At 41.3% G+C, this 3795-nt stretch carries 4 protein-coding genes; all 4 read right to left on the minus strand.

Going from position 1 to position 3795, the window contains the following annotated elements:
• Positions 1–57: 57 nt before the first annotated feature.
• The 4 genes from J6U00_RS02785 to J6U00_RS02800 all read right to left on the minus strand — a co-directional run bounded on the left by J6U00_RS02785 (position 58) and on the right by J6U00_RS02800 (position 3565).
• Positions 58–774: a lysophospholipid acyltransferase family protein gene (locus J6U00_RS02785; protein ID WP_296578540.1), complete on the minus strand. Its 717-nt coding sequence runs from the start codon at positions 772–774 to the stop codon at positions 58–60.
• A 228-nt stretch (positions 775–1002) separates the two neighbouring features.
• Complete coding sequence (locus J6U00_RS02790; protein ID WP_296578543.1) at positions 1003–2556, minus strand: DHH family phosphoesterase; 1554 nt, start codon at positions 2554–2556, stop codon at positions 1003–1005.
• Positions 2557–2624: 68 nt separating this feature from the next.
• On the minus strand, positions 2625–3224 hold the full coding sequence (locus tag J6U00_RS02795; protein WP_296578549.1) for a hypothetical protein: 600 nt from the start codon (positions 3222–3224) through the stop codon (positions 2625–2627).
• A 41-nt stretch (positions 3225–3265) separates the two neighbouring features.
• Positions 3266–3565 carry a hypothetical protein gene (locus tag J6U00_RS02800; protein ID WP_296578552.1) on the minus strand — a complete coding sequence of 100 codons (300 nt, stop codon included), beginning with the start codon at positions 3563–3565 and terminating at the stop codon, positions 3266–3268.
• Between the last annotated feature and the right edge of the window lie 230 nt (positions 3566–3795).

Genomic DNA, 3795 nt, shown 5'->3' on the forward strand with positions numbered 1-3795 from the left:
AATCGTGATTCCTATTGCTATACAGGAAAGCGTTTTCCCTGCACATAACAATTGATGCTAATTCTTTTTTACTTGACTCAGTTCAAGATCAGGCTTGTAGGCGTACATTGTGCGATAAACTTCTTCAATAGGGAAATCAACCTCGTCACACATTTTTTGGATATGTTTCTGCCATAGCTCAGATATATTGTTCGGTAGTGCAGCACGGGATGACTGTCTCTGATGCTCCCATATCGCCCATTTGAGTGAAGCCATAGCACTGCGAAGCTTCTCAGTATTTTGTTGTTTGGAATCTGTCTTCATATTTCTGCTGCTGATATTTCTGCCAATATTGATATAAAATGTATTTCCGTAAAGTTCGATACCTACTGGGATAATATCTGCACCGGATTCGATCGCCATTTCAACAGCACCTGTATACAGATGCATGACTGGCTTGTTCTCTGTGATATTCCATGTACCTTCCGGAAATATCAGAATGTTTCCGCCTTTATTCAAAACTTTGATCGCAGTGTTTCGTGCATTCCTGCGGTTTTGTTTATCCCGTGTATTAACAAATACAGCGCCGTTTAGCCATACAAGCAATCCGTCAATTTTCCTGTAATACTCTCCTATGTCGCCCCAGAACCAGTAGCAGTGATCTTTGAGTGCTTCATAGAAAACAGAGATATCCGTACTTCCTACATGTGTACAGGCATAAATCTTAGGTTTGTTTGTGCGTATTCTTTTGTCTCCGATGATCTGATACTTCTTTTTTTGCAGAGCACGATCCATACCTAGCATCGGAATGAAGATTTGGCTATATATTCTTCTTAGTGAGCACTTATCCTTTCCTAAATTCGCCTTCGTTATATTTCAATATCGATTTTCTTTTCTTTGTATAGTTATGTAGTTGTTTCAATGCAAACAGCAGCAACGGTGATGAAACGAATGGAAAAATGACAATTATCACAAATAAATGTGCCAATTTAGGGCTTATACTTTGTAAGCAGAACCATGGATTCAGCAGCCTTCATATGTTAGTTCAAAGATATCTCCACGTATGATATAGAGATCATTTGAATCATGTGCAGGATGTGCCAGATAATCACCGATGTTGCCGTACATATAATGCTCCTGATCCCAGAGAGAATATAGCTTCGTAAAATTATTCAGCTTCACGGCATATATTTCGGTCTTTCCGGATGCCTTGCACCCGCGCAGATATTCCGTGAGGTGTCTGTTTGTTTTTTTATGACCGATCAGTGCAGAAGGTGGATAATAATAAGAAGACACATCTGGTTTTCTGTCACAATCAATATATTTTTTTTCGAATTTATCACGTTTGATGGGATAAACCTCTCCGATTACACCGACCATAAGATAGATGTCTGGATCGGGTGTCACTGTAATATCTCCCTCAAGCATCCGAATGTTTATATTATCTCCGTCAGGCGAGAGTATTGTTGTTGGAACATAGCCCAAAATAAATTCCTTTTTCCGGAAACGTTTTGCATCGGATAAACAACAATGTTCTCTGCCAGCGTAAATGACATCGGGCTTTGTAAAGAAATCACGGATGCGGTCGGCAATAAAAGTCATAATGTCCTTCGGCAGCGAGCTTTGATAGTCAATACAGCCTCCTGCTTTGTTGTCATGTCCGCCGCCTCCGCCATAACCGTAGGTAATAAATGATGCAAGATCCGGCGCCTTGACAGAATCTGTACAAGTGCGGACGGAAATCTTGTACCCAGTATGATATGGACAGCAGACAACGCAGTCTGAAACCATATCTACCTGAATCAGAGTATCGGAGATGATGCCGAGGAGATTCGGGTCGCAGTTGTCTGCGATGGTATATGCGGTTTGCTGATTTGGAAGAGAGGGATCATCTGATACTGCAGAGTTGTCGGGATGCGGGTAGTATTGGCAAGCACTGAGCGCTTTGCCAATGATACCTAGCTCCTCCTCTGTCAGATTTGTATTCATAAGCAGTCGGATGAGCGCTTTGTTATAGTTTGCGGTATCGCGTAGCTCTCGGTCCATTGGCTCACTTATCTCCGAAAGGCCAACCGTGTCCATATATAAGCCGTAATAGAGTGCCGTTGCAATGTTTTGTTCCTCGTTGAGGTCATAGCCTACCTCTTTGAACAGCTCATAGATTACAGCCGCACAGCTTCCGTAATGTTCTTTGATAACTGAATGTTCTGGAACAGTCTTTCCATCCGGAAGTCGGTGGTGGTCGATGACAATGATGTTTTCTGCTGTAAAGCTGCCGACATTTCCTTCTCCGTGAAAGCAGTCAACCGTAATCAGAAGTTGAGGGAGAGCGCCGTTTTCGTTCAGGTTTTTGACATGGCTGATTTGAATGCCAAGCTTGTTCAGCATGATGAGCATATTTGGTTTGCTGATTTTGCGTTCTCCGGCATAAATGAAACGTGGCTTTTTTCCATTTTTTTCCAGATAGCGACAAAGCGCAAATCCGGAAGCGATTGCATCAGCATCGGGATTGTGATGCACCTGAATGACAATATCATCATAGTAAAGCAGATACTTCAGCATCGGTTCGTATTTCATAAGTACCTATACTCCTTTCCATATGCTCGCATCATCAGTGATTCAGTAGTATGGGGATTCAAACTTATTCACCCTCGTGCCTCACTCATATAAGCGTTATAAAGATTTGCGCAGCATTGGTCAAGTTGTTCATACAATTCTCTGACCTTAGGGTCGTCAGAACAGTACAGATACTTCATAGATTTCAGCCGTGTAATCAGTTTCTCATTTTTTCGATAAAAATCTGCCGCTCCCCAAACGTTCCCTGTCAACAGTCTCCGATGCTGTTTTATTTTCGGAATCAACTTTCCGTCCGCTTCAAGTCTTCTGCAACGTTGTTTTGCTGCCTTCAGTTGTCCAATAATATCATCTTCCTGCTTCACAGTCGCAGAATAGAACGATCTGAGCTGTTCCTCCGTATATTCCGTTTTTTCTAAAACATTAGATCTATGCCCAAAAACAGTCGGTTCCATATGTAAAACATAGTCAACGATCTGACGATTTATTGCATCAGTATCCAGCTTCGTAACCGAAAGCCAATAGATAAGCCATGGATCAGATCCGCCTATCAGGATCACGTCATTATTGAGAGCATAATATGCCTGAATACAACGATCTGCTGGATCAGGTGTATAATTGGGTGCACAAGCAGTATCCAGTGTAAGACAATAATATTCCTCAACTTTCATAATAAGCTCCAATCATATTGATTAATTTCTAATGAACAAAATCATTCATTACCTAGCATTACTGCTTCTTTTAATGTGATCCTACCTTTATCGATTGATTCCTGCAGAAGGCCATTATTTTTAGATTTCTCAAGTAGTTCACGATATTCCGCTTTGCTGAGGTTATGAACTGCTGTTTCAGAACCTATGGCACCAGAAGAAGAAACGACGCATTTTGTAATACATAGCAGATTACCTCTTTGGGAAATACCGACCAAAACATCAGAATCCGAATAATCATGACTAATATGCACTGCAAACAGGATACGATATTCTATTGATTTATCATACAGTCGTGTCATCCTATTACTTCCTTTCATTACGATTTAAGCGGATGTCTTTGCTAATTTATGATACTGCTGTCATATCTGTGAGTTCATTTGACGTGCTTGGATCGGTGTGATTTTTTGTGTTTCCCGTCAGCCTTTTTAGAAGGTTCCCATTTCTCAATTAACTCGCGCAGATACGCTTCCGCCTCAGCCTCGCTTGAAAAGTTTTTGAGTAACTTGCGATGTCCTCTGTCGTCATGAAT

This window comes from Ruminococcus sp., assembly GCF_017650195.1.
Classification (GTDB): Bacteria; Bacillota; Clostridia; order Oscillospirales; family Ruminococcaceae; genus Ruminococcus.

What these genes read in the sequence shown, in the direction of transcription:
- J6U00_RS02785 (WP_296578540.1), bottom strand. Translation starts at nt 774, where the DNA reads ATGGATCGTGCTCTGCAAAAAAAGAAGTATCAGATCATCGGAGACAAA.
- J6U00_RS02790 (WP_296578543.1), bottom strand. Translation starts at nt 2,556, where the DNA reads ATGAAATACGAACCGATGCTGAAGTATCTGCTTTACTATGATGATATT.
- J6U00_RS02795 (WP_296578549.1), bottom strand. Translation starts at nt 3,224, where the DNA reads ATGAAAGTTGAGGAATATTATTGTCTTACACTGGATACTGCTTGTGCA.
- J6U00_RS02800 (WP_296578552.1), bottom strand. Translation starts at nt 3,565, where the DNA reads ATGACACGACTGTATGATAAATCAATAGAATATCGTATCCTGTTTGCA.